At 64.9% G+C, this 24193-nt stretch carries 17 protein-coding genes and 1 pseudogene; 10 read left to right on the plus strand and 8 right to left on the minus strand.

The window, feature by feature from the left end; translation table 11 throughout:
- Positions 1-135 precede the first annotated feature (135 nt).
- Together B3P22_RS17095 and B3P22_RS17100 are read right to left on the minus strand one after the other, a co-directional pair.
- Entirely contained in the window at positions 136-1299 is a 1164-nt protein-coding gene (locus B3P22_RS17095; RefSeq protein WP_296271817.1) for an isovaleryl-CoA dehydrogenase, read from the minus strand.
- 73 nt (positions 1300-1372) lie between these two features.
- Positions 1373-1753, minus strand: a complete 381-nt coding sequence (locus B3P22_RS17100) for a MerR family transcriptional regulator (protein ID WP_296271818.1) — start codon at positions 1751-1753, stop codon at positions 1373-1375.
- A gap of 87 nt (positions 1754-1840) precedes the next feature.
- Here B3P22_RS17100 and B3P22_RS17105 point away from each other — a divergent pair, with 87 nt between their 5' ends.
- The 3 genes from B3P22_RS17105 to B3P22_RS17115 all read left to right on the plus strand — a co-directional run bounded on the left by B3P22_RS17105 (position 1841) and on the right by B3P22_RS17115 (position 5201).
- Positions 1841-2608 carry a 3-hydroxyacyl-CoA dehydrogenase gene (locus B3P22_RS17105; protein ID WP_296271819.1) on the plus strand — a complete coding sequence of 256 codons (768 nt, stop codon included), beginning with the start codon at positions 1841-1843 and terminating at the stop codon, positions 2606-2608.
- 128 nt (positions 2609-2736) lie between these two features.
- On the plus strand, positions 2737-3927 hold the full coding sequence (locus B3P22_RS17110) for an acetyl-CoA C-acyltransferase (RefSeq protein ID WP_296271820.1): 1191 nt from the start codon (positions 2737-2739) through the stop codon (positions 3925-3927).
- 146 nt (positions 3928-4073) lie between these two features.
- Positions 4074-5201 (plus strand): acyl-CoA dehydrogenase family protein, encoded by a 1128-nt coding sequence (locus B3P22_RS17115; RefSeq protein WP_296271821.1) that lies wholly within the window; start codon positions 4074-4076, stop codon positions 5199-5201.
- A gap of 109 nt (positions 5202-5310) precedes the next feature.
- Here B3P22_RS17115 and B3P22_RS17120 read toward each other — a convergent pair whose 3' ends face one another.
- Entirely contained in the window at positions 5311-7389 is a 2079-nt protein-coding gene (locus B3P22_RS17120) for a TonB-dependent receptor (protein ID WP_296271822.1), read from the minus strand.
- 579 nt (positions 7390-7968) lie between these two features.
- Here B3P22_RS17120 and B3P22_RS17125 point away from each other — a divergent pair.
- Positions 7969-10146, plus strand: a complete 2178-nt coding sequence (locus tag B3P22_RS17125; protein WP_296271823.1) for a PQQ-dependent dehydrogenase, methanol/ethanol family — start codon at positions 7969-7971, stop codon at positions 10144-10146.
- Positions 10147-10384: 238 nt separating this feature from the next.
- Positions 10385-11818, plus strand: coding sequence for an aldehyde dehydrogenase (gene aldA / locus B3P22_RS17130; protein ID WP_296271824.1), 1434 nt, complete (start codon positions 10385-10387; stop codon positions 11816-11818).
- A gap of 377 nt (positions 11819-12195) precedes the next feature.
- Here aldA and B3P22_RS17135 read toward each other — a convergent pair whose 3' ends face one another.
- Positions 12196-14127 (minus strand): sigma-54-dependent Fis family transcriptional regulator, encoded by a 1932-nt coding sequence (locus B3P22_RS17135; protein ID WP_296271825.1) that lies wholly within the window; start codon positions 14125-14127, stop codon positions 12196-12198.
- A 334-nt stretch (positions 14128-14461) separates the two neighbouring features.
- Here B3P22_RS17135 and B3P22_RS17140 point away from each other — a divergent pair, with 334 nt between their 5' ends.
- The 4 genes from B3P22_RS17140 to B3P22_RS17155 all read left to right on the plus strand — a co-directional run bounded on the left by B3P22_RS17140 (position 14462) and on the right by B3P22_RS17155 (position 19261).
- Positions 14462-15583: a gluconokinase, GntK/IdnK-type gene (locus B3P22_RS17140; RefSeq protein ID WP_296271826.1), complete on the plus strand. Its 1122-nt coding sequence runs from the start codon at positions 14462-14464 to the stop codon at positions 15581-15583.
- A 49-nt stretch (positions 15584-15632) separates the two neighbouring features.
- Positions 15633-16910 carry a TRAP transporter large permease gene (locus B3P22_RS17145; RefSeq protein ID WP_275545235.1) on the plus strand — a complete coding sequence of 426 codons (1278 nt, stop codon included), beginning with the start codon at positions 15633-15635 and terminating at the stop codon, positions 16908-16910.
- Between the two features lie 57 nt (positions 16911-16967).
- On the plus strand, positions 16968-17981 hold the full coding sequence (locus B3P22_RS17150; RefSeq protein WP_296271827.1) for a TRAP transporter substrate-binding protein: 1014 nt from the start codon (positions 16968-16970) through the stop codon (positions 17979-17981).
- A 260-nt stretch (positions 17982-18241) separates the two neighbouring features.
- Entirely contained in the window at positions 18242-19261 is a 1020-nt protein-coding gene (locus B3P22_RS17155; RefSeq protein ID WP_275545233.1) for a LacI family DNA-binding transcriptional regulator, read from the plus strand.
- Positions 19262-19263: 2 nt separating this feature from the next.
- Here the strand turns inward: B3P22_RS17155 and B3P22_RS17160 are convergent, their stop codons facing one another.
- Both B3P22_RS17160 and B3P22_RS17165 read right to left on the minus strand, forming a co-directional pair.
- Positions 19264-20289, minus strand: a complete 1026-nt coding sequence (locus tag B3P22_RS17160; protein ID WP_296271828.1) for a lipase secretion chaperone — start codon at positions 20287-20289, stop codon at positions 19264-19266.
- 97 nt (positions 20290-20386) lie between these two features.
- Positions 20387-21340 carry a triacylglycerol lipase gene (locus B3P22_RS17165; RefSeq protein ID WP_296271829.1) on the minus strand — a complete coding sequence of 318 codons (954 nt, stop codon included), beginning with the start codon at positions 21338-21340 and terminating at the stop codon, positions 20387-20389.
- Positions 21341-21833: 493 nt separating this feature from the next.
- On the opposite strand from B3P22_RS17165, the gene B3P22_RS17170 reads away from it, so the two are divergent.
- Positions 21834-22157: a class I SAM-dependent methyltransferase gene (locus tag B3P22_RS17170; protein ID WP_296271830.1), complete on the plus strand. Its 324-nt coding sequence runs from the start codon at positions 21834-21836 to the stop codon at positions 22155-22157.
- Here B3P22_RS17170 and greB read toward each other — a convergent pair.
- Entirely contained in the window at positions 22154-22651 is a 498-nt protein-coding gene (gene greB / locus B3P22_RS17175) for a transcription elongation factor GreB (protein ID WP_275545229.1), read from the minus strand. The genes B3P22_RS17170 and greB overlap by 4 nt on opposite strands.
- A 55-nt stretch (positions 22652-22706) precedes the next feature.
- Positions 22707-24193 (minus strand): annotated as a pseudogene (locus tag B3P22_RS17180) (FtsX-like permease family protein); the annotation flags it as partial.

Consider the following 24193-nt stretch of genomic DNA (forward strand, 5'->3'; position numbering starts at 1 on the left):
GGTGGTGCTCCGATTTTGATTTATCTCCTCTCTGCCCGCTTGCGGGAGAGGGGCCGGGGGAGAGGGCGGTGCAGGCGACTCAGAGCCCCTCTCCCTAACCCTCTCCCACACGTGGGAGAGGGAACAGACCGAGCATCACTTGGTCTCGTTGAACAGCTCGCGGCCGATCAGCATGCGGCGGATCTCGCTGGTGCCAGCGCCGATCTCGTAGAGCTTGGCGTCACGCAGCAGGCGCCCGGCCGGGTACTCGTTGGTGTAGCCGTTGCCGCCGAGCAACTGGATGGTGTCCAGCGCCATTTTCGTCGCCATCTCGGCGGTGTAGAGGATCACCGCCGCAGCGTCCTTGCGCGATTCCTCGCCGCGATCACAGGCGCGAGCGACGTTGTACAGGTAGGACTTGGAGGCGTTCATACCCGCGTACATGTCGGCCAGCTTGCCCTGCACCAGCTGGAATTCGCCGATGGACTGCTTGAACTGCTGGCGCTCGTGCACGTAGGGCAGCACCACGTCCATGCAGGCGCTCATGATCCCGGTCGGGCCGCCGGAGAGCACGGTGCGTTCGTAGTCCAGGCCGCTCATCAGCACGCGCACGCCGGCGCCTTCGGCACCGAGGATGTTTTCCTCCGGCACCTCGCAATCCTCGAACAGCAGCTCGCAGGTGTTGGAGCCGCGCATGCCCAGCTTGTCCAGCTTCTGGTGGCGGGAGAAACCCTTGAAGTCGCGCTCGACGATAAAGGCAGTCATGCCGCGTGAGCCGGCGTTGATGTCGGTCTTGGCGTAGATCACATAGGTGTGGGCATCCGGGCCGTTGGTGATCCACATCTTGTTGCCGTTGAGCACGTAGCGGTCGCCGCGCTTTTCCGCGCGCAGCTTCATCGACACCACGTCGGAGCCGGCGTTGGGCTCGCTCATGGCCAGGGCGCCGATGTGCTCGCCCGAGCAGAGGCCGGGCAGGTACTTGCGCTTCTGCGCCTCGCTGCCGTTCTTGTGGATCTGGTTGACGCACAGGTTCGAGTGCGCGCCGTAGGACAGGCCCACCGAGGCCGAGGCGCGGCTGATTTCCTCCATGGCGACGACGTGCGCCAGGTAGCCCATGTCGGTGCCGCCGTACTCTTCCCTGACCGTCATGCCGAGCAGGCCCATGTCGCCGAATTTGCGCCACATGTCCATGGGGAACTCGTTGTCGCGGTCGATCTGCGCGGCGCGCGGCGCCAGTTCTGCCTGGGCGAACTGCTGCACCGAGTCGCGCAGCATGTCGATGGTTTCACCGAGACCGAAGTTGAGGGTTGGGTAGCTCATGGGGCACCTCTTGTTGTTGTCATAGGGTGCGCCCTGCGCACCGGATCGGATTCAGTGGTGCGCACGGCGCACCCTACGCGTGAGTCTCGGCCAAGGCACTCAGGCAGCGTTCCTCGGCGGTATCCAGCTCCAGCTGCATCTGGCGGATATCCAGCAACTGCTGTTCGAGCTGCAGGCGGCGTTCGGCAATCTTGCCCATGAAGGTTTCCAGCTGTTTGCGGTTGCCGGTTTCCGGGTCGTACAGCTCGATCAGCTCGCGGCACTCGGCCAGCGAGAAGCCGATGCGCTTGCCGCGCAGGATGAGTTTCAGCGTCACCTTGTCCTTGCCGCTGTAGATGCGCTCCTGCCCGCGCCGCTCGGGGGCGAGCATGCCTTGCTCCTCGTAGAAGCGGATGGCGCGCGTGGTGATGTCCAGTTCGCGGGCCAGGTCGGAGATGGAGTAGGTGGTTGCCATGGTCATTGCTCGTTTACCTTTACGTTAACGTAAACCTGTGCAAATCTGGCTGTCAATCTCACCCAACAACAATCACAGAGGTTGAGCATGCGTATCGACGAATCCGTATTCCTAATCAGCGGCGGCGCCTCCGGCCTGGGTCTGGCCAGCGCCCGGGAACTGGTCGGGCAGGGCGGCAAGGTGGTGCTGCTGGATATCAATGCCGAGGCCGGCCAGCAGGCCGTTGCCGAGCTGGGCGAAAGCACCCGCTTCGTGCGCGCCGACATCACCCGTGAAGACGACGCCCGGACGGCGTTCGCGCAGGCGCAGCAGGCGTTCGGTGGGCTGCACGGGCTGGTCAACTGCGCCGGTATCGCACCTGCCGAGAAGGTCATTGGCCGCAAGGGTGTGCATGGCCTGGACAGTTTCCGCCGCACCGTCGAGGTCAACCTGATCGGCAGTTTCAACCTGCTGCGCCTGGCTGCCGAGGCCATGACGCAGAACGCGCCGAACGCCGGTGGCGAGCGCGGGGTGATCATCAATACCGCCTCGGTGGCTGCGTTCGACGGGCAGATGGGGCAGGTGGCCTATGCCGCCTCCAAGGGCGGGGTAGCAGCGCTGACGTTACCGGCGGCGCGCGACTTGGCGCGTTCCGGCATCCGCGTCATGTGCATCGCCCCGGGCGTGTTCGAGACGCCGATGATGGCCGGCATGCCGCAGGAGGTGCGCGACTCCCTGGCGGCTAACGTGCCGTTCCCGCCGCGCCTGGGTCGACCCGACGAGTTCGCTGCGCTGGTGCGGCATATCGTCGAGAACCCGATGCTCAATGGCGAGGTGATCCGCCTCGATGGCGCGCTGCGCATGGCAGCGAAGTAAGGCGTTGCTCTGTGGGAGCGGACTTGTCCGCGAGCTTTTGCGGGTAAGGCTTCGCGGACAAGTCCGCTCCCACAAAAATCCGCTCAGCGATTACCACCTCAGTGACCCAAATATTCAGGAGGCACCTTATGCCGATTGCAACCGACCCCATCGTTATCGTCAGCGCTGCCCGTACCCCCATGGGCGGCTTTCTCGGTGATCTGGCCGGCCTTACCGCTGCGGAGCTGGGCGCTGCGGCCATTCGCTCGAGCCTGGAGCGTGCCGGCCTGGCCGCCGAGGCGGTGGATACCGTGCTGATGGGGTGTGTGCTGCAGGCCGGCCAGGGTCAGGCTCCGGCGCGCCAGGCGGCGCTGGGCGCGGGCCTGAGCCAGGCTGTGCAGTGCACCACGCTGAACAAGATGTGCGGCTCGGGCATGCAGGCGCTGATGCTCGGCCATGACCAGTTGCTCGCCGGTAGCGCCGATGTGCTGGTGGCTGGCGGCATGGAGAGCATGTCCAACGCGCCGTACCTGCTGGCACGTGCGCGCGGCGGCTATCGCATGGGCCATGGTCAGGTGTTCGACCATATGTTCCTCGACGGTCTGGAGGACGCCTACGAGCGCGGCCGGCTGATGGGCACTTTCGCCGAGGACTGCGCGCAGCAATATCGCTTCAGCCGCGAGGAGCAGGATGCCTACGCACTGGAGTCGCTTCGTCGCGCCCAGCAGGCGATTGCGGACGGCAGCTTTGCCGGCGAGATCGTTGCCGTGGAGGCGCCGCAGGGACGCGAGCGGCGTCTGGTTGATAGCGATGAGCAGCCGCCCAAGGCGCGGCCGGACAAGATTCCCGGTTTGAAACCTGCGTTCCGCGAGGGCGGTACGGTGACGGCGGCCAATGCCAGCTCGATTTCCGATGGCGCTGCCGCGCTGTTGCTGATGCGCCTGTCCCAGGCTCAGGAACGCAGCCTGACACCACTGGCGCGCATCGTCGACCATGCCGGCCACGCCCAGGCGCCGAACCTATTCACCACCGCCCCGGTTTCGGCGATCCAGCGCCTGCTCGCGCGTATAGAGTGGCCGTTGGAGGCAGTCGATCTGTTCGAGATCAACGAGGCCTTTGCCGTAGTGCCCATGGTCGCCATGCGTGAACTGGGTATCGCTCACGACAAGCTCAACGTGCACGGAGGCGCTTGCGCCCTGGGTCATCCCATCGGCGCCTCCGGAGCGCGCATCCTGGTCACGCTGCTGGCGGCGCTGCAGCAGCGCGGGCTCAAGCGTGGCGTGGGCGCCGTGTGCATCGGCGGCGGTGAGGCTACTGCCGTGGCCATCGAGTTGTACTGACTATCCATGCCATTGACCTGTGGAAGGGGCTTTCGGCTCGGGCATCCTGCTTCGCTCTACCTCCTGCATCCCTGCAGTCGTAGCCGCGAAAAGGCTCGCCGCTGAAGCGCCTCCCACGGTGATTAACCCGTTTACCGGAGCCAGCCATGCTACCCACTGAAGAAGAAATCCTGATCCGTGACATGGCCCGCCAGTTCGCCCAGGAGCGGCTGAAACCCTTCGCCGCCGACTGGGATCGCGAGCATCGCTTCCCCGCCGAGGCCATCGCCGAGATGGGCCAGCTGGGCTTTATGGGCATGCTGGTGCCCGAGTCGTGGGGCGGCGCCGAGACCGGCCACCTGGCCTACGCCATGGCTCTGGAGGAGATCGCCGCGGGCGATGGCGCCTGTTCCACCATCATGAGCGTGCACAATTCGGTGGGCTGCATGCCGATCCTCAAATACGGCAGCGAGGAGCAGAAGCAGCGCTTTCTTCGCCCGCTCGCCGAGGGCAGCATGCTTGGTGCCTTCGCCCTGACCGAGCCGCAGGCCGGCTCCGACGCCAGCGACCTGCGCACCCGCGCGCGGCATGATGGCGACCACTATGTGCTCAACGGTGCCAAGCAGTTCATCACATCAGGCAATCACGCCGGCATGGTCATCGTTTTCGCCGTCACTGATGCGCAAGCGGGCAAGAAGGGTATCAGCGCCTTTATCGTGCCCACCGATACGCCGGGTTTCTCGGTCGTGCGTGTGGAGGACAAGCTTGGCCAGCATGCCTCCGACACCTGCCAGATCCAGCTCGACGAGGTGCGTATCCCGGCCGACCTGCGCCTGGGCGAGGAGGGCGAGGGTTATCGTATTGCCCTGGCCAACCTGGAGGGCGGTCGCATCGGCATCGCCGCACAAGCGGTGGGTATGGCCCGCGCCGCGTTCGAGGCGGCGCGCGATTACGCCCATGAGCGAGTGACCTTCGGCAAACCGATCATCGAGCATCAGGCGGTGGCTTTCCGTCTGGCCGATATGGCCACGCAGATCGCCGTGGCACGGCAGATGGTGCATCACGCTGCCAGCCTGCGCGAGGCCGGGCAGCCCTGTTTGACCGAGGCCTCGATGGCCAAGCTGTTCGCCTCGGAGATGGCCGAGCGGGTGTGCTCGGCGGCGATCCAGACCCTGGGTGGCTACGGCTATCTCAAGGACTTCCCGGTCGAGCGTATCTACCGCGATGTGCGGGTGTGCCAGATCTATGAAGGCACCAGCGACGTGCAGCGGATGGTGATTGCGCGCAGTTTGTAGCGCGGCGCGGTTTTTGTGGGAGCGGACTTGTCCGCGAAGCTTTTCCAGACAAGGCTTCGCGGACAAGTCCGCTCCCACAATGCCCCCAATACCCCTGGTGTTCCCGAGTTCAATCGAACTGATACTGCACGCCAGCACCGACATACCAGGCGCGTTCCGGGCCGGGCTCGTAGTAGCGGCCATTGCTGTCGCCGACGATCACCGAGCCGATGTACTCACGATCCAGCAGGTTGTCGATACGCAGCACCTGGTTGAAGGTCAGCGCGCCTAGCTTCTGCTCGAAGCGCGCCTGCCAGTTGAACAGCGCGTAGCTGGGCGCCGTCTTGGCGCTGTTGCTGTCCTCGACATAAAGCTTGCTGCGATACAGGCCTTCGACGGCGGTGCTGAACCAGTCGACTGGCTTCCAGGCAAGCTCGCCATACAGGGTGCTGGTGGGAATGCCGGGCAGATGGTTTCCGCTCTCGATCACCTCGCCGCGGCTGCTGAAGTCCTTGCTGTAGGTCGCGTCGATATGGGTGTAGGCAAGGTTGGCGCGTAGGGTTTCGCTCAAATGGCTTTCCAGGGACAGCTCCACGCCGCGGCGGCGGGTTTGGGCCGCGTTCTGAAAGGTGTTGCGGCCACCACTGGCCGATTCGACCACCAGCTCGTCGTCGGTATCGATCTGGAACAGTGCCAGCTGCAGGCTGGTGGCGTCGGCGAGACGGGCTTTCAGGCCGACTTCGAATTGTTCGCTGGTGGCCGGTTTCAGGTCGAAGCCGAAGGTGTTGTCAGGCCCGGAGTAGGAAAGCTCGTTGAGTGTAGGTGTCTCCAGGCCCTTGCCCCAACTGGCGTAGATATTCACATCCGGCAGCAGCGCATAGCTGGCGCCCAGGGTTGGGGTCAGCTTGCGGTAGGTGACCGAGCCGCTGTCGTCGCCGTTGTCGCCTTGGATGAAATGGTCATCCACCTCGAATTTCACCTCGCTGTGGCGCAGGCCAGCCTGCAGCTGGAGCTTGCCCAGCTGCCAGGCGGCTTGCACATAGGGCGAGAGGCTGGTGACCTCGTTGCGTTCGTCGCGGCGCAGATCGCCCTTTACGCCAAGGGTGCTGCCAACGAAGTTCTCGTAGCCCTGACGATCATCGCGCGAGTAGTCGTAATCCAGACCCGTAGTGACGGTCAGCAGGCTGCTGCCCAGGTCGAACGACTGAATCCAGCGGTTGCCGATACCGTGGAAGCGCCGCTCGAAGTCGATCACTCCGCCGGAGTGCGACGGGTTGCCCTGCACCGCAACGGGAATCGACTGGTATTGGATCACCCGGCGCGTACCGCTATAGGCCGTGCTTTGCCAGGTGCCGGCAGCGAAGCTGCGCTCGTAGTTGAGGGCGAACTGGCGATGGTCAACGGTCTTGCGCGTATCGAACTGCAGGGCGCTAGGCGCTGCCGCACGGCGGTCGCTGCGTACCTGATCCCAGGTCAGCCCTTGCGGGTCCTGGGTGTCGTTCTGGTCCAGCTCGCTGAAGCTAAGGCTCAGCTTGCTGACATCGTCCGGGTACAGGGTCAGCTTGGCGAAGGTCTTGTCGAGGATCGCGCCGCTGTGGTCGCGGTAGCCATCGGTTTCGAAATGCGAGCGGTTGATGATGAAGCCGGCCTTGTCGTTGCCGCCCTCGGCCGAGACCCGGGTGCGACTGGTGCCGTAGGCGGCCTGTGAGGTGTCGACGGCGACCTTGGGCGCACCTTCGCCATCGCGCGAGAACAGCTGTATCACCCCGCCCGAGTTGCTGCCGTAGACGCTGGCGAACGGCCCGCGCAGCACCTCGATGCGCTCCAGAGTGTCGAGATCGAAGGTGGCCGCCTGGCCCTGGCCGTCGGGGTTGGACAGCGGCACACCGTCGGCCAGCAGCTTGATGCCGCGGATGCCGAAGGCCGAGCGGGCACCGAAGCCGCGTGAGGAAATCTGCAGGTCCTGCGCATAGTTCTGGCGGTTCTGCACCACCAGCCCGGGAACGCTGCCGAGCGCTTCGGAGAGGTTGACGCCGGGCTTGCCGAGCGTCGCCTGCTCGGCATCGATACGGTTGACGGAGAAGGGCAGTTGCCAGCCGCTGGCTTGGTAGCGGCTGCCGGTGATCACCAGCTCATCGATCTGGTAGGGCGTCTGGTCGGCTAAGGTCAGGCCCGGCAGCAGGGCGATGCAGGTCAGCTTGAGGCGCATGTAGCGATCCTTTTCAGATTTTCTTGTGGGTACCGTCTTGCAGGTGCGGTCGGTCATCAATGCGCAGAGCAGTGGCAGTCTCGGCGCCGCGCCGAGCAGCCAGAAAACCGCTGGAACAACGGACATCCATAGGTCGTGCCAGGTTGGACAAACCATCAGCGAGGCGCGCGTATGCCACACCTGAGTTGCCCGAAAACACTGGCCATCGCTGGAAGGCTCCCTACAGCTTCGATGTCGGTAATGATGCATTGGTCGCAGGCCTGCGCCGCGCCGAAGGCTCTGGATCGAGCCGTGCAGGGTAGCAGGGCAGCCCCGCTGGTGTGCCCGCGAAGTGGCTGATTTTGTATCCCGCATTTGCCATGCACTCGCGGCCTGCAGCTGTAGCGTCACTGCAACAGCTGCAGCGATCGGCGCTACACCTGTTGCGCATCAGTCCCATGGCCCTTCTCCCGGAAAATCCGGCAAGGCCCCGCAAATGCTGGGGCGTAGCGATCGAGGCGGCTCTGGCACAGGCGTTGCTCCAGCACTGGCAAGCCGCGAAATCATGTTCGTGGTCACAACAAGAACTGGAGAAAAACCATGAGTTCGATTGGCCTCAATATGCCTGTCGCCCGCTCGAGTCTCGACAGGCAAGCCACCTTGCGTCTTCCCCGAACTGCCCTGGTCGCAGCGCTGCTGCTGGCAGGTTTCTGCCAGGCCGCGCAAGCCGCCGATGTCGATGGCAAGCGCATCATCGCCGCCGACCAGGAGCCCGGTAACTGGATGAGCCACGGGCGCACCTACGACGAACAGCGCTACAGCCCGCTGGAGCAGATCAACCAGCAGAATGTCGACAAACTGGGCCTGGCCTGGAGCTACAAGCTCGACCTGGACCGCGGCGTTGAAGCCACGCCGATCGTCGTCGATGGCGTGATGTACACCACTGGGCCGTTCTCGGTGGTCTACGCACTGGACGCGCGCAACGGCAAGCTGCTGTGGAAGTACGACCCGCAATCCGACCGCAATCGCGCCGGCGAGGCCTGTTGCGATGCGGTCAACCGTGGCGTGGCGGTATGGAAGGGCAAGGTCTACGTCGGCGTACTCGACGGCCGCCTGGAGGCCATTGACGCCAAGACCGGCCAGCGTGTCTGGTCGGTCGATACCCGCTCCGACCACAATCGCAGCTACACCATCACCGGCGCGCCGCGGGTGGTCAATGGCAAGGTCATCATCGGCAACGGCGGCGCCGAGTTCGGCGTGCGCGGCTACGTCACCGCCTACGATGCCGAGAGCGGCGAGCAGGCCTGGCGCTTCTACACCGTGCCGGGCGACCCCAAGCTGCCGCCGGAAGACAAGGCCATGGAAATCGCCGCCAAGACCTGGCACGGCGATGCCTTCGCCGAGCAGGGCGGTGGCGGCACAGCGTGGGACTCCTTCGCCTTCGACCCGGAGCTGAACCTGCTCTATATCGGCGTCGGCAACGGCTCGCTGTGGGACCCGAAATGGCGTAGCGAGGCCAAGGGCGACAACCTGTTCCTGTCGTCCATCGTCGCCGTCGATGCCGACACCGGTGAGTACGCCTGGCACTACCAGACCACGCCGGGCGATGCCTGGGACTTCACCGCCACGCAGCACATGATCCTCGCCGAGCTGGAGATCGACGGCAAAGAGCGCAAGGTGCTGATGCAGGCGCCGAAGAACGGCTTCTTCTACGTCATCGACCGCGCCACCGGCGAGCTGCTGTCGGCCGAGAACATCGTGCCGGTGAACTGGGCCAAGGGCATCGACATGAAGACCGGCCGGCCCATCGTCGACGACGAGGCCGCCGCCTACTGGAAGGACGGCAAGCGCAAGCTGGTCACCCCGGCGTTCTGGGGCGCGCATGACTGGCACCCGATGTCGTTCAACCCCAAGACCGGCCTGGTCTACATCCCGGCGCACATCATGTCCGCCTATTACGAGCACATTCCGGAGGCCCCGGCGCGCAACCCGTTCAAGAGCATGTACCAGCTTGGCCTGCGCACCGGCATGATGCCGGAAGGCCCGGACGGCCTGCTGGAGATGGCCAAGTCCTGGTCCGGCAAGCTGATCGCCTGGGATCCAGTGAAGCAGAAGGCCGCCTGGGAAGTGCCCTACATCACCATCTTCAACGGCGGCACGCTGAGCACCGCCGGCAACCTGGTGTTCGAGGGCAGCGCCGACGGTCGGGTGATCGCCTACGCCGCCGAGGACGGCAAGAAACTCTGGGAGCAACCCGCCGCCAGTGGCGTGATGGCCGCGCCGATCACCTACTCGGTGGACGGCGAGCAGTACGTCACCTTCATGGCCGGCTGGGGCGGCGCGTTCTCCACCTTCGCTGGCGCCCTGTCGCTGCGTGCCGGCGTGCAGCCCTACGCCCAGGTGCTGACCTACAAACTCGGCGGTACCGCCAAGCTGCAGGAGCCGGCGCCATTGGCCAATGCACCGAAGCCACCGGCGCTGACTGGCGATGCGGCAACCGTCGAGGCGGGCGGCAAGCTGTACGACAGCTACTGCTCGCAGTGCCACGGCATCCATGCCGTCAGCGGCGGCGTGCTGCCTGATCTGCGCAAGATGGCGCCGGAGAAGCACCAGATGTTCCTCGGCATCCTCTACGGCGGCCGCGTGCCGGACGGCATGCCGTCGTTCGCCGAGGCCTTCGATGCCAAGCAGGTCGATCAGATTCACCAGTACCTGATCAAGCGCGCCCACGACCTTCAGGAAGAAGGCGACGCCTGGAAGAAATTCAGCGCCAACTGACCCATACGGGGCGCTTCTAAAAACGTAGGCGAGGCAGCCAGCGCAAGGCAAGAACAGGCGAAAAACGGTCGGAGTCGCGTTCGACTTTACGAGTTGTAAATGAGCATTTTGATCGGACTCGCGCCCGAGCCTGTTTTTAACGCAGCGATGGCAACGCAGGTAGTTTTTAGAGGTGCCCCGCGGGCGCATGCCGGCCTGGCATGCGCCCGTCCGCCCACTCCATATAGCGAGAGCGACCATGAGCGAAACCACTTACCAGAACTACATCGATAACGCCTTCGTCGGCAGCGACAAGCTGATCGAAGTGCGCAACCCGGCTACCGGCGACCTGCTGGCGCGCATTCCCGACGCCAGTGATGAGCAGGTCGACCGCGCCATCGCCGCCGCACGCAAGGCGCAGAAAGGCTGGGCGGCCAAGCCGGCCATTGAGCGTGCCGGCTACCTGCGGCGCATCGCCGAGAAGGTGCGCGCCAACGCCCCGCGCCTGGCGCAGATCATCACCCGCGAAGGCGGCAAGGTGCCGGCGCTGGCCGAGGTGGAGGTCAACTTCACCGCTGATTACCTCGATTACATGGCCGAGTGGGCGCGCCGCCTGGAAGGCGAGGTGCTGACCAGCGACCGTGCCGGCGAGCACATCTTCCTGCTGCGCAAGCCGCTGGGCGTGGTGGCCGGCATCCTGCCGTGGAATTTCCCGTTCTTCCTCATCGCCCGCAAGATGGCGCCGGCGTTGCTGACCGGCAACACCATCGTGATCAAGCCCAGCGAGGAAACCCCGATCAACTGCTTCGAGTTCGCCAAGCTGGTGGCGGAAGTTGGCCTGCCGACCGGCGTGTTCAACGTTGTCGGCGGTACTGGCGCTGGTGCAGGTAGTGCGCTGACCAGCCATGCCGGTATCGATCTGATCAGCTTCACCGGCAGCGTTGGTACTGGTTCGCGGATCATGGCCGCCGCTGCGCCGCATATCACCAAGCTCAACCTGGAACTGGGCGGCAAGGCGCCGGCCATCGTCCTGGCCGACGCCGACCTGGACCTGGCGGTAAACGCCATCAAGGCTTCGCGGGTGATCAATACCGGGCAGGTGTGCAACTGCGCCGAGCGCGTCTATGTCGAGCGCAAGGTGGCCGAGCAGTTTATCGACAAGATCGCCTCGGCGATGGCGGCGACCCGGTATGGCGACCCGTCCGCCCAGGCCGATCTGGACATGGGGCCGCTGATCAACCAGGCCGGCCTGGACAAGGTCGCGCAGATGGTACGCACGGCGGTCGGGCAGGGCGCGCAGGTAATGTCCGGTGGTGCGGTGGCCGACCTGGGTCAAGGCTTCCACTACCAGCCCACGGTGCTGGCCGGCTGCGCCAGCGACATGGAGATCATGCGCAAGGAAATCTTCGGCCCGGTGCTGCCGATCCAGATCGTCGATGATCTCGACGAAGCCATCGCCCGCGCCAACGACAGCGAGTATGGCCTGACCTCGTCGATCTATACCCGCAATCTCAGCGCCGCGCTCAAGGCCAGCCGCGAGCTGGACTTCGGCGAGACCTACATCAACCGCGAGAACTTCGAGGCGATGCAGGGCTTCCACGCCGGTACGCGCAAGTCCGGGATTGGCGGCGCAGATGGCAAGCATGGGCTGTACGAGTACACCCACACCCATGTGATCTACGCACAGGAATAAGGCGTGACCTTGGGCGGGCCAGTGCTGGCCCGCTCTTTTTTGTCTGCAGGAACAGGCGCTGGTGCTGTTGGCGAGGCAGGGATTTTTTTCGCGGACAAGTCCGCTCCCACAGGGACAGTGAGCTGCCAGCAGTCATACTTGTGGGAGCGGACTTGTCCGCGAAGCTTTTGGCCTCAACCGCGGCGCATCGTTGATCTGATGGCTCTCGCGTTCTGTATGGGAACCGAGGTATCGCGGCTGAAGCCGCTCCTACGCGAGCATGCGGCATGGCCGTCTTGTGGGAGCGGACTTGTCCGCGAAGCTCTTTTGCCCCAATAGCGGCGCATCGCTGATTTCATGGCTCGCACGCGGAGCGTGGGCGTGGCTGAGCAATCGGCTCAAAACAGCGCATTGGGCTGCACGATCCCGTACTTCTTCATCTTGCGATACAGGGTCGAGCGGGCCACGCCGAAGGCCTCGGCCACCGCGCTGATATTCCAGTGGTGTTCGCGCAGCGCTGCCTGCAGATGGCGTGCTTCGTCATTCTCCAGGCGGCTGACGAGGCGACCTTCGTGCGCCTGCACAGACGCGCCGGGCAGGGCAGGCTGCTGCAGTTCGGCCGGCAGGCAGTCCAGGTCGATACAACCATCCTCGGCCAGTGCCGCGGCATAACGCAGGCAACTGGACAACTGGCGAATATTGCCGGGCCAGGGGTGCTCGAGTAGACGCTGGCGCGCCGCGTCGGTCAGCCGCAATGGGCCGTGGTTGCGCAGCAGACTGTCGATCAGCGTGTCCCGATCGCTGCGCTCGCGCAGCGCAGGCAGGGCCAGAGGCATGCCGTTGAGGCGGTAGAACAGATCCTCGCGAAATGCCTTGCTGGCGATCATCTGCGCGAGGTCCTGGTGGGTGGCGGAAATCACCTGCACATCCAGCGGCAGCGGAGTTTCGGCGCCCAGTGGGAAGATCTCGCGTTCTGCCAGCACGCGCAGCAGGCGGGTCTGCAGATGCGCCGGCATGTCGCCGATCTCGTCGAGGAACAGGGTGCCGCCATTAGCCAGTTCCAGCTTGCCTTTCATGCCCTTCTTGTTGGCGCCGGTGAAGCTGCCGCCGCGATAGCCGAACAACTCGCTTTCGATCAGGCTTTCCGGAATCGCCGCGCAGTTCAGTGCCACGAAGGGGCCGCGGGCACGCGCGCTGGCTTGGTGGATGGCGCGGGCGAAGGCTTCCTTACCGGTGCCGGTTTCCCCGGTGATGAGGATCGGAATGTCCTTGTCCAGTACCTTGCGCAGGCGGCGCACGCCGTCCTGCAGGCGCGGATCGTTGCCGCCCAGGCGTTGCAGGTCGGGATGTTCGCTGCTGTTGGCAGGCCCAGGGCGGGCGCGCGTTTGCGGCTGGACGGCGGGGACGCGCAGGCTGACGCCGACCGGCGCGTCGTCCTGCAGGGTGCGCAGGTTGAGGCTGCGCGCGCCACCGTTGCTCAGGCTCAGCAGTTCGTCGACCCCAGCCGGGAGCAACTGGTCGATACGGCTGCCGAGCAGGTCGATTTGGCGCTCCTGCTGATAGCTGACGAAGGCCGCATGGTTGGCCCCGATGATCCGCCCCTGTTCATCGAGGGCCAGCAACTGCTCGTTGGCCAGGTCGCTGATGTCATCATGGGACTTCACCGAGAGCGTCATGCGGTCGCGGTAGCGCTGGCGGAAGCTGGCGTTCTCGATCATCCGCGCGTACATGATCACCAACTGCAACGTGAGGTACTGCGCCTCCTTGGGGCCGGCACTGTTGAGGCAGGTGGCGTTGAGGCAGCCGCGCAGCAGGTTCTGTGCGTCGTAGATCGGCGCCACCGAGCAGCTCAGGCGGAAGTTGGAAACCAGGAAGTGTTCCTGGTGGTGAATGGTCATGGCCTGGCGCGAGGCCAATGCGGTGCCGATGCCATTGGTGCCGACCGTGGATTCGTCCCAGCAGGCGCCGACGATCAGCCCGGCCTGGGTATAGAGGTCGTATTGCAGCGGCAGGCGGGTATCGAGCGTAACGCCGTGTTCGTCGCTGAGCAGCACGGCGAAGCCGGCCGGTACTACGCGCTTGGCCAGGCCGGTGACACCCTGACCGGCGATGCTCAGGTAGTCCTGATGCGAGCGCTGGTGTTCGCGCAATTCCTCTGCGGTCAACACATGCTTCTCGCCCTGTCCGTGTGGATCGAGACGATGCTGCATCACGCTGCGGTACCAGGAACGGGCGATCTGTTCGTCCGGATGGATGCGACGCTCCGGAAAATGATCGGCCACGAAAGCAGTGAGATCGCTAGGGCACGCCCCGGGCGAATGGATGCTCATGGGCACTCCTTGCAATGGTGCGTTGGCTCGCAGCCTTTTGTTGTTTTGCCGGTTCGCCCTGAAGCGCGCGGGCGAGCCCTGAATGAATGCGACTCTAGCCGTATTCAGGCGGGTTGGGAACCGCCAGGTCGAGTCGCGACCCTGTCTTCGGTTAATGGCTCGGCCGGGCTTCGTGGTTGACCCGGGCCGGCGAAGTTTTGCGTCAGTTGGACGCAGGTCGCCCGGCAATGCCGCAAAAAATGTTGAAAACGGGGGATTGTCGAACGTTTTGGATAGCGCTAACATCCGGCTCAAACAATGAGCGGCCCACCTCGATGGTGCCCATGGAGTTCCCATGCAACAGCAGCCTTCCGCACTGCCTGCCCGCACCACGCTCGTGGTCATGGGGGTCAGTGGTTCCGGCAAGAGCGAGATCAGTCAGGCGGTTGCAGCTGCCCTGGGCTGGCGCCATATCGAAGCCGATCATTTCCATCCTGCCGAAAACGTCGAGCGCATGCGTGCGGGTATCCCGCTGAGCGACGAGGATCGCCGCCACTGGCTCGATGCGCTGTGCGAGCAGATGCTGGCAGCACAGGCCGCCGGAGAGTGCTTCGTGCTGGCCTGCTCGGCGCTCAAGCGCGTCTATCGGGAGCGCCTGCGCCAGGCGATTCCTGGGCTGCAATTCGTGCACCTGAATATCGATCACGCCACTGCGGTGCAGCGTGTCGGTGCGCGCCCCGGGCATTTCATGCCGATCTCCCTGGTCGATAGCCAGTTCGCCACCCTCGAAAGCCCGGCCGGTGAGGCGCATGTACGTGTTGTGGATGCGCAGCAGCCCCGGCAAGTCGTAGTGGCCGAAATTCAGGCCTGGGTGCGCCGCGATGCCACGGAGGCGGTTTCCAGCGAAGCTCAGGATGTTCTCGATAGCGAAATTGATAGCGCTAACCAAGCGGCGCAACTGGGTGCCGAGCCAATCTATGAGGGCCGTATCGCGCGTCTGTTCGACCGCCTGAGCGATGGCCTGATGGCCGTTCTGATGGCGTTCATGGTGGTGGCCGTGTTCGCCAACGTGGTGCTGCGCTATGCATTCGGCACCGGCTGGCCGGGCGCCGAGGAACTGTCGCGCCTGGCCTTCGTCTGGCTGGTGTTCGTCGGCGTGGCCTCCGGCATGCGCCGTGGCGAGCTGATGACCTTCCGCATGATCCGCGACCGCTTCCCGCTGCTGGCGCAACGCCTGGTGGATTCGCTGAGCTGGATGCTGGTTGCCGGGGCCAGCCTGCTCTCGGCCTGGGGCGCCTGGAATCAGGTGCAATTCGGCTGGGGCAACGTCAGTACGGTGGTTGGATACCCCGTGGTGCTGGCCATGCTGCCGGTGCTGGCGAGCATGCTGGTGCTGGCGATTCTCGCCGTGGTGCAACTGGTCAACCTCTGGCGGCGTGCGCCACAGGTAACGCTGACCCAGGCGCACGTCGAATGATGCCGACCCCATTCCAACAAGACGGGCACTGCCCACCGAGGACCTGCCGATGACTGTCGCGGTATTTCTTTCCTCCCTGCTGGGGTTCATGGCATTCGGCATGCCCATTGCGTTCGCCCTGATCCTCACGGCGGCCGTGCTGATGTGGTACCTGGACTTCTGGGACGTGCAATTGCTGGCGCAGAACCTGCTCGCTGGTGCTGACAGTTTCCCGTTGCTGGCGGTGCCGTTCTTCATCCTCGCCGGTGAGCTGATGAACGCCGGTGGTATTTCCCGGCGCATCATCGCCATGGCCCAGGCGTATTTCGGTCACCTGCGCGGCGGCCTCGGCTACGTCGCCATCGCAGCCGCAGTGCTGTTGGCCAGCATGTCCGGTTCGGCCCTGGCCGATACCGCGGCGCTCGCCACCTTGTTGCTGCCGATGATGCGCCAGCGCGGTTACCCGGTACATTCCTCGGCTGGCCTGGTGGCCGCCGGCGGCATCATCGCGCCGATCATTCCGCCGTCGATGCCCTTCGTGATCTACGGGGTGGTCACCAATACATCCATCAGCCAGCTGTTCATGGCCGGCCTGGTGCCGGGACTGATCATGGGCGCAGGTCTGATCATCGCCTGGACCCTGATCGCTCGCGGCTTCACCGAGCCGACGCCGCCCAAGGCCAGTGCCGCCGAGCGGCGCCGGGTGCTGATCGACGGTGTGGCGGCGCTGATGCTACCGGTGATCATCGTCGGCGGCCTGCGCTTCGGCATCTTCACGCCTACCGAGGCGGCCGTGGTCGCGGCGGTCTATGCGCTGGCGGTGTCCACCTTGCTTTACCGTGAGCTGAGCTGGAGCGACCTGATGGAAACCCTGACCCGCGCCAGTCGCACCACGGCGTCGGTGATGTTCCTCTGCGCGGCCGCCACGGTATCGGCCTACATGATCACCCTGGCGCAGTTGCCGGACGAGATCGGCGCGATGCTCGGGCCGCTGGCCGAGCATCCGCGGTTGCTGGTGCTGGCGATCATGCTGCTGATGATCGCAGTGGGCATGGTGCTGGACCTGACCCCGACCATCCTGATCCTGGCCCCGGTGCTCGCGCCCATCGCGATCAAGGCCGGCGTCGATCCGGTGTATTTCGGCGTGATGTTCGTGCTGATCGGCTCCATCGGTCTGATCACTCCGCCAGTTGGCACGGTGCTCAACGTCGTCGGCGGCATCGGCAAGCTACGCATGGAGGTGCTGGTGCGCGGCGTCATGCCGTTCTTTCTGATCTATCTGGCCATCGTCGTGGCGCTGGTGGCGTTCCCCGCCATCGTCACCGTGCCGCTGGCCTGGTTGCGCTGAGTTGACCCACCGGCGCTGGCGCGCCGGCAACATTAACAACAATAAGAGGTAGTCCCGATGAAACGTCCGCTGCTCGCCATCCTCACCGCTGCCATGCTGTGCAGCCCACTCGCCGCCGTCACCGTTCACGCTGATGACGTCCGTTCACGAATGATCCGCTTCGGCTATGGCCTCAACGAGAACAGCAACCAGGGCCGTGCGGCCAAGCTGTTCGCCGAGGAGGTAGCCAAAGCCTCCGACGGTAAGCTCAAGGTGCGCACCTTCGGTGCTGCCAGCCTGGGGTCGGACGATCAGATGCAGAGCGCACTGATCGGCGGCGCGCAGGAAATGATGGTCGGTTCCACCGCCACCCTGGTAGGCATCACCAAGGAAATGGCGGTGTGGGACACGCCGTTCCTGTTCAGCAGTGCCGAGCAAGCCGATGTGGTGCTGGACGGTCCGGTCGGTCGCCAGGTCATGGACAAGCTGGAAGAGAAGGGGCTGGTCGGCCTGGTGTACTGGGAGAACGGCTTCCGCAACCTGACCAACAACAGCCGTCCGATCAACAAGCTGGAGGACTTCTCCGGGGTCAAGCTGCGCGTGATGCCCAACCCGGTGTTCCTCGAGACTTTCAAACTGATGGGCGCAAACGCCGTGCCGCTGCCGTTCTCCGAGCTGTTCACCGCGCTGGAGACCAAGGCGGTCGACGGCCAGGAAAACCCGTTCAACACCATCCTCTCCTCGAAGTTCTACGAAGTGCAGAAGTACCTGACCGTAACCAACCACGTGTACAGCCCGTGGATTGTCACCGTGTCCAAGCGCTGGTGGGACGGCCTGTCGCAGACCGAGCAGAACATCCTGCTGGAGGCGGCCAAGAAGGCACGCGACTTCGAGCGTAAGGACACCCGCGAGGAAGCAGCTCGCGCCCTGGCCGAGCTAAAGGAGAAGGGCATGCAGATCAACGAAGTGGAGCCGGCCGAAGTACAGCGCATGCGTGACCAGGCCGCGCCGGCGATCCAGAAGGTCGTCGACACGGTCGGCCAGCATCTGTTCGATCAGGTTCAGGCCGAAGCCGAAAAGGCTGCTTTGTAAGCAATGCTGTTCAGTTAAGGCTGCGCGCTTAGCTCCCCTCTCCATTTATGGGAGAGGGCTGGAGCGCAGCAAAGCTTTGTAAGAACCTGCCCAGGCTCAGGCCAGGCAGCGCACAGCCAAAGCTGGTCAGGTTCGAGGTTTAGCGGGGCACGCAGGTGGTAACGCTCCTTGCATGGTGGCGTTACCCCGGGCGGCGTGTCCCGCGCTTTATTCACCAGCGGGGCTGGTAGAATCGCCCGCTGGTAAACAATGGAGGCGCTATGACTCAACGCCGTCGCCGGTCCGCTGAACGCGTCACCCTGTCCGATGTGGCCAAGGCCGCCGGCTGTTCGCTGATGTCTGCCTCGCGCGCACTGTCGCAGCCGGGGCGGGTATCCGATGCACTGCGCGAACAGGTGATGCGCGCTGCGCAGGCGCTGGGCTACGTGCCCAACCCGGCTGCGCGGGCGTTGGCCAGTTCGCGCTCGAATCTGGTGGCGGTGGTGATTCCGTCGCTGTCGAATTCGGTGTTCGTCGATACCGTCGAGGCCATCCAGCGTGTGCTGATGCCGGCCGGTTTCGAGATGATGATCGGCGTCAGCCACTACCGGGTCGAGGAGGACGAGCGCCTGCTGCGTTCCTACCTGGCGCACCAGCCGGCGGGCATGCTGGTCACCGGCTTCGAGCGCAGCGATGCGGCGCGTGAAATCCTCGGTGCCAGCAGCTGCCCGCTGGTGACGCTGATGGAGCTGAGCGAAGAGCCGGAGGACTACTGCGTCGGCTTTTCGCAGGTCGAGGCCGGCGCTGCCATGACCCGTGCCCTGGTGCAGCGCGGTTATCGTCACGTCGCCTTCGCCGCGGCGCAGCTCGACCCGCGTACCCTGCAGCGCGCCGAGGGCTATCGCCAGGTGATGCAGTACCTCAATCGCCATGATCCGGCGCTGGAGCTGCTGACGCCGCAGCTGTCGTCGATCGGCCTGGGCGCCGAGTTGCTCGATCGCCTGCTGGCGCAGCAACCGCAGATCGATGCGGTGTTCTTCAACAACGACGACCTGGCCATGGGCGCGCTGTTCCGTGCGCGCCAGCTGGGCCTGGACGTGCCGGGACGCCTGGCTATCGCCGGCTTCAACGATCTGCCGGCGGCGGCCTGGATGCATCCTGCTCTGAGCACGGTGCGCACCACGCGCGGTCGTATCGGCGAGCTGGCGGCGAACATGCTGCTGGCGCTGATGCGCGGTGAAACGCCGGAGCAACACTGTATCGACGTCGGTTTCGAACTGGTGATGCGCGACAGCGCCTGACGCTACTGCTTCTTGCTCGCCGCCAACTGTTCGGCGGCATCCAGACGCAGGCGTTCGCGCTCATCGAAACGTTCTGCAGCCAGAGCCTCGATCGCTGCACGCTTGTCTCCGCTGCTGAGGCCTTCGCTGGCCTCGATACGCGCTTTCGCGGCGATGTAGTCGCCCAGACGTTGCTGCCAATTCTCCCGCTGGCTATCCAGCGCCTCAAGACGCGTGGTGGCTTCTGCACCGACCAGTTGCTGGCGCATCTGGCGGATCTGCGCTGCGCTGGCGCCCTCGGCCTGCAGCCGCGCTGTGTTCTGCCGTAGTTCCTGTTGCAGTTGCGGCAGTACGGCGTCCTGTAGCTCTTCGGGCAGGGAGGTACGCAAGCGGTCGACGGCAATGCCTTTTTCTTCGGGACTCATACGGGCGTCGTGCTGGATGGCCAGGCGCTCCAGGGTGAAGCGGTTATAGCCTTCCTCGCGGGCGAAGAAGGCCTGGTGCGTCTCGTTGTCGAACAGGCGCGCGCGCAAGGCCTGTACGGCGCTCTCGCGCTGGAGCATGGCATCCAGGCTGGCCATTTGCGGCAGGTCACGCTCAAGCAGCACCAGCTCAAGCTTGTAGCTCAGGTACTGCTCCAACAGCGTCCGGGCACGGGCTCTCGCCGGCTCCTGAAGCTGGCTGTCGATGTAGGTGCGCAGCCGCGAAACACTAGCATCGAGGCTTTCTTCGCCGATGCTGGCGAGGAAGTAATCGAAGATCCGCCGGATATCCTCGCTGACGATCAGATTGCCGGCAGCATCGATGCGAAAGCTGCCGTCGACTTCGGTGCCGACAAAGGAGCTGGGCAGGGCCAGCCTGGCAGCCTTGTTCGGTCTGTCTTCGCTGCGCGGCGCTGTGGTCTCGGCAGTCGGCTCTGCTGCGGATGGCGGCGCCATCACGGCGGCGGGAGAAGGGAGTTGAGTGGGCTGGTGCCCGGGTTGCAGATAAAGCATCAACGCCAGGCTGGCGGCGATCAGTAGAGGCAGGGCTAACAGGGCTTTCTTCACGGCAGGTTCCAGTAAGACGTCGGATCGCAGTCCGAACCGTTGCTCAGCGCTGATGCCTCGCAGGGTGCGTCGTGCGTACCCTGCGAGGAACTGCAGTTCAGAGCCCGGCGTTCTTCAGGCGGTTGGCGTGCTGGCGGTAGACCGTCACCGGATCGGTCTCGAACAGGCTGGTCAGGCCGAGGGTCTGGTTGACCTCGTCGAGGTGGTTCATCCGGTAGTTGTCACGGATCACCTGGCCCATGCGCGAGCTGCAGCGACCAACCAGGCCGTCGTTGGCCTCGTTGCCGAAGGTCAGCGAGGACGCGCCCATCAGCAGGTCACTGGGGTCGAGCACGTTGGTCAGCGGGCTGGTGCCGCTCCAGGAGTAATAGCGCACGCCGTTCACGCTATAGGCCCCTTCGCCACAGGCACTGGTGGGAATGCCCTGCGGGAACTTGGCGTTGAAGCGCGCTGCGCCTTCGCTGTTGAGCGATTCCAGCGAACCCAGGGCATTTTGCGGCGTGGTGCTGGAGCTGCCGGAGAGGAAGTTGATCAGCGTACCCAGGCCATTGACGATGCCCGCAAGCAGCGGGGTGGCGACCGGGCCGGTGGGTCCATCGCTGATGCCCTTGAGGAAGTCGGCAGTGGCTGAGCCCCGGTGCGGTGCGCCGACGCTGGTGACCGAGGCGACCAGGTCCGGACGCACCGCAGCGACGTAGCGCGTGGTCGGGCCGCCATGGCTATGGCCGATCAGGTTGACCTTGCGCTTGCCGCTGATGGCGACGATGTCCTCGACCTGCTGCAGCAATTGCTCGCCGCGCGCTTCCGAAGTGTCCAGCTGGCTGACTTCGGTGACATAGACGCTGGCGCCGTCACGGCGCAGGGCGGCCGGAATGCCATACCAGTAATCGATGCCCAGGATGCTGTCGAAGCCGAGCATGCCGTGGCCGAGGACGATGGGATATTGGGTCTGGGTGTAGCCTGAGGAGCCGAACCAGGCGGCCTGGGTCTGGCCGCTGGCGAGCAGGCCGGCGCCGAGGCAGAGGGCGAGCAGGGTTTTATTGTTCTTCATGGGCGCTCTCGATGGATTGATTGGAAAGCTTCCTGCCAGGCGATCGCACCCATCCCGTGGCACGTACGGCGCAAGAACGATGGCAGGAAACATGCCATTGCCCTGCTTTTTTGCGTAATGCCTCTATTCCGGTACTTTGCTTGCTACTGAGCCTATCGTGCGGCGATAACGTCGGCTAAGTTCTGTTACGTGCCGACACACCTTAGCGCGCGCAGGGCCGCACATTGTGCTGCCCCGAGAACGGATGGCGAGGGTTTCGGGTGACCGGCATAGCGGCGCGTGGGCCGTTGGCCAATCAAAGGTCAGGCTGGCAGCGGAGCGCGCCTTGACAGTTTGCCGTGGGCTTCTCTAGGATGCGCCCTGCGCCGATTTAAACAGCTACTTGCGGGGCGCCACAAGGTGTTGTCATCAGCACCTGAAATTCCGCTAAAGCGCTGGTTCGGTGTCGCCTCCCACCGCTGCCCAGCGGGATTCTCGAGGCGGAGACTCGACCATGATCTGTCCCCAACCCCTTATTCGCCTGGCGCCCATCACCTCGGGCCTGCTGCTGCGCAATCCGCGCGTGCTGCTCGGCGGAAGCCATCAGCCCACCTTGCTGCGTTATCTCGAAGGCTGGCCCAAGCGCTGGGCCGGGTCGCGTGCGTTTCGCATCCAGTTCGTACAGAACGGCGAGTCGCTGAGCCGCTTCGCGCGGGACAGCTTCGACCTGGCGGTGATCCAGGCCCCGTGCGCCGAGGATCTGGCGCAAACCGTGGGTGAGCTGGTGCGCGTGGCGCGTCAGGGGCTGATCACCCGCCCTACGTGGGGCAGTGTCTAGGAATAGTCGATCTCGACGATGTAGCAGGTCTTCTCGCCACTGGGGCTGTGCACGCGAACCTCGGCGTCCAGTTCCTTGCCGACCAGGGCGCGCGCCAGTGGCGAGTCGATGCTGATCAGGCCCTGCTTCAGGTCCAGCTCGTCAGGGCCGACGATACGGTAGCGTGACTGTTCGCCGTCCTCGTCTTCGATGGTGACCCAGGCGCCGAAGTACACCTTGTTCGGATCGGACGGTTTTTCGCTGACCACCTTGAGCTTTTCCAGGCGCTTGGTGAGAAAGCGCACGCGGCTGTCGATTTCGCGCAGCATTTTCTTGCCGTAGGTGTACTCGGCGTTTTCCGAACGGTCGCCCTGGGCCGCCGCTTCGCTGACCGATTGCGTCACCTGTGGCCTGCGCACATGCCACAGCTCGTGCAGCTCGGCGCGCAGGCGCGCTTCGCCTTCAGGCGTGATCAAGGGGGTGCCCGCAGGGCGAGGGGGGCGATAGCGGCTCATGGTGTCTCTTAGAGGGGCAAAGGGGCGCCAGTCTAGCAAACCCCTTCCTCCAGGCTCAGCCTTCGCGCAATACGCTCAGGGGGCTGGCATTCAGAGCGCGGCGGGTGCCGAGTACGCCGGCCAGGCCGATCAGCAGAGCGCCAATCACAGGGAGCAGGAGCAACCGGGGGTGAGGCTGCCAGCTCATGTCGAAGGCATAACGGTAGAGCAGGAAACTCACCAGCTCGCAGCCCAGCGCGGCAAGCAGGCCGGCGGCAGCGCCCAGCAGACCGAACTCGGCACGTCGGGCGCTGATCAGCAACTTGCGCTCGGCGCCCAAGGCGCGCAGTAACGCCCCCTGGCGAATGCGCTCGTCCAGCGTGGCCTGCAGTCCTGCGAGGAGCACGGTGATGCCGGCGGCGAGTACGAACAGCAGCACGTACTCGATGGCCAGGGTGACCTGGGCGAGAATGCTGCGCAGCTGCGCCAGCAGCGCGTCGACCTGCAGCAGGGTGACGCTGGGGAAGGCGCGGCTGAGGGTGACCAATTCCGCGTCCTGGCCGGGTGGCAGGTAAAAGCTGGTCAGGTAGGTGGCGGGCAGGTCCTGCAGGGTCTGCGGCTCGAAGATCATGTAGAAGTTGGGCTGGAAGCTGTCCCAGTCCACCTGGCGCAGGCTGCTGACCTGCGCTTCGCGCTCGATGCCGCCGACGTTGAAGCGCAGGCGGTCGCCCAGTTTCAACTGCAGGCTTTCAGCCAGCTCGGCCTCGACGGAAACGCCAGGCAGTTCGCTGGCGTGCGCCGCGCCCCACCAATTGCCGGCGGTGATCAGGTTGTCCGATGGCAGCTCCTCGGCCCAGGTCAGGCTGAGGTCGCGCTGGATGGCGCGCTCGCCGCGGCTTTCCTTGGTCACCAGTTGGCGCACCGGCTCGTCGTTGATCATGATCAGCCGACCGGGCACCACCGGATACAGCGGCGCCGGGTGTGGCGATAGTTCGGCCAGGCGTGCGGCGAAGGCATCGCGTTCTGCCGGCAGCACGTTGAGGGCGAAGTGGTTGGGCGCATCCTCCGGCAACTGGTCCTGCCAGGTGTCGAGCAGCTCGCCACGCAGCAGAGCGATTAGCGCCATGGCCAGCAGGATCAGGCCGAACGCCAGCGACTGGCCAGCGGCGGCCAGCGGATGGCGCAGCAGTTGTCCAAGACCCAAACGCCAGGGCAGGGCGGCGCGTTGCAGCATGCGACGCAGGCTTTGCAGGCCGAGCAACAGCAGGCCGCCGAGCACTACCGCCGCCAGCAGGCCACCGCCGAGCAGTGCCAGGGTCAGGCGCAGGTCCAGGCTCAGGCGCCACATGATCAGGCCCAGCGCGACCAGCGCCGCGCCGTACACCAGCCAGGAGCTCGCCGGCACCGGCAGCATGTCGCGGCGCAGCACGCGCAGCGGCGGCACGCGCCCGAGAGCCGCCAGCGGCGGCAGAGCGAAGCCGGCCAGCGCTACGAGGCCGGTAGCCATCCCGGCGAGAGCGGGCCACAGGTCAGCAGGTGGCAGATCATCGGGGATCAGACCGC

It is taken from the genome of Pseudomonas sp. UBA6323 (assembly GCF_002439135.1).
Lineage (GTDB): Bacteria > Pseudomonadota > Gammaproteobacteria > Pseudomonadales > Pseudomonadaceae > Aquipseudomonas.

Coding starts and splice junctions, on each gene's coding strand:
- B3P22_RS17105 (WP_296271819.1), top strand. CDS start 1,841: ATGCGTATCGACGAATCCGTATTCCTAATCAGCGGCGGCGCCTCCGGC.
- B3P22_RS17100 (WP_296271818.1), bottom strand. CDS start 1,753: ATGGCAACCACCTACTCCATCTCCGACCTGGCCCGCGAACTGGACATC.
- B3P22_RS17115 (WP_296271821.1), top strand. CDS start 4,074: ATGCTACCCACTGAAGAAGAAATCCTGATCCGTGACATGGCCCGCCAG.
- B3P22_RS17110 (WP_296271820.1), top strand. CDS start 2,737: ATGCCGATTGCAACCGACCCCATCGTTATCGTCAGCGCTGCCCGTACC.
- B3P22_RS17125 (WP_296271823.1), top strand. CDS start 7,969: ATGAGTTCGATTGGCCTCAATATGCCTGTCGCCCGCTCGAGTCTCGAC.
- B3P22_RS17155 (WP_275545233.1), top strand. CDS start 18,242: ATGACTCAACGCCGTCGCCGGTCCGCTGAACGCGTCACCCTGTCCGAT.
- B3P22_RS17165 (WP_296271829.1), bottom strand. CDS start 21,340: ATGAAGAACAATAAAACCCTGCTCGCCCTCTGCCTCGGCGCCGGCCTG.
- B3P22_RS17120 (WP_296271822.1), bottom strand. CDS start 7,389: ATGCGCCTCAAGCTGACCTGCATCGCCCTGCTGCCGGGCCTGACCTTA.
- aldA (WP_296271824.1), top strand. CDS start 10,385: ATGAGCGAAACCACTTACCAGAACTACATCGATAACGCCTTCGTCGGC.
- B3P22_RS17170 (WP_296271830.1), top strand. CDS start 21,834: ATGATCTGTCCCCAACCCCTTATTCGCCTGGCGCCCATCACCTCGGGC.
- greB (WP_275545229.1), bottom strand. CDS start 22,651: ATGAGCCGCTATCGCCCCCCTCGCCCTGCGGGCACCCCCTTGATCACG.
- B3P22_RS17095 (WP_296271817.1), bottom strand. CDS start 1,299: ATGAGCTACCCAACCCTCAACTTCGGTCTCGGTGAAACCATCGACATG.
- B3P22_RS17150 (WP_296271827.1), top strand. CDS start 16,968: ATGAAACGTCCGCTGCTCGCCATCCTCACCGCTGCCATGCTGTGCAGC.
- B3P22_RS17135 (WP_296271825.1), bottom strand. CDS start 14,127: ATGAGCATCCATTCGCCCGGGGCGTGCCCTAGCGATCTCACTGCTTTC.
- B3P22_RS17140 (WP_296271826.1), top strand. CDS start 14,462: ATGCAACAGCAGCCTTCCGCACTGCCTGCCCGCACCACGCTCGTGGTC.
- B3P22_RS17145 (WP_275545235.1), top strand. CDS start 15,633: ATGACTGTCGCGGTATTTCTTTCCTCCCTGCTGGGGTTCATGGCATTC.